The organism is Ruegeria sp. AL12 (assembly GCF_056540885.1).
Genome location: NZ_JBQFXN010000101.1, coordinates 1 through 780, shown reverse-complemented (window position 1 = coordinate 780; position 780 = coordinate 1). Strand labels below are relative to the sequence as shown.

The 780-nt window shown below is 57.6% G+C and carries 1 protein-coding gene; it reads left to right on the top strand.

Annotation, left to right across the window (positions count from 1 at the left end):
* Positions 1-780: FIST signal transduction protein (locus ACR0C6_RS21635; protein ID WP_480621187.1), on the top strand; the 780-nt coding region annotated here is incomplete at both ends.

The window sequence follows — 780 nt, the reverse complement described above, 5'->3', positions numbered from 1 at the left end:
TGATATTGTTCGTCAGTCCGAACGCGGACGCGGCTGCGGTCATTGCCAAAGCCGAGCAGGTGTTTGCGCCTACGCCGGTGGTTGGCTGCACCACCGCCGGAGAACTTGCGGATAGCGGTTATTGCGAAGATCAGATCGTCGCAATCGGCCTTCCGCAATCCCATTTCGACACGCGTACGGTCCTGGTTTCCGATCTGAACGATTTTGAGGCGGAAAGCATCATCAACGAGATGATCCACAACCGAAATGCCATGATGGTCACGGCGCCCGACTGGAACCATGAATTTACATTCCTGATGATCGACGGATTGTCGACCAAAGAGGATGCGTTGACCTCCGAGTTGGCCGTCGGCTTGGGGCCGGTGCCATTGTTTGGCGGATCGGCCGGTGATGGAACCCGGTTCGGGCGTACTTATGTGCTGCATCAGGGCAAAGCACTGAGCAATGCTGCCATACTGACTCAGGTTCGTACGCGGTGCCCGATCAAGGTGTTCAAAACTGATCATCTGGTTCCAACGACCCGGCGTATGGTCGTAACCAAGGCGGATCCGGCAAAACGCATCGTTGAGGAGATCAATGCCGAGCCCGCCGCCCGCGAGTACGCCCGTATCCTTGGCAAGGATCCGGAACAACTGACGACATTCACCTTTGCGGCGCACCCCGTTGTTGTGCAGATTGGTGGGCAGCATCACGTCCGCGCCATTCAGCAGGTGGCGGGCAACGGGGACCTTGTCTTTTTCTCGGCCATTGATGAAGGGCTTGTGCTGACGCTGGCCGAAC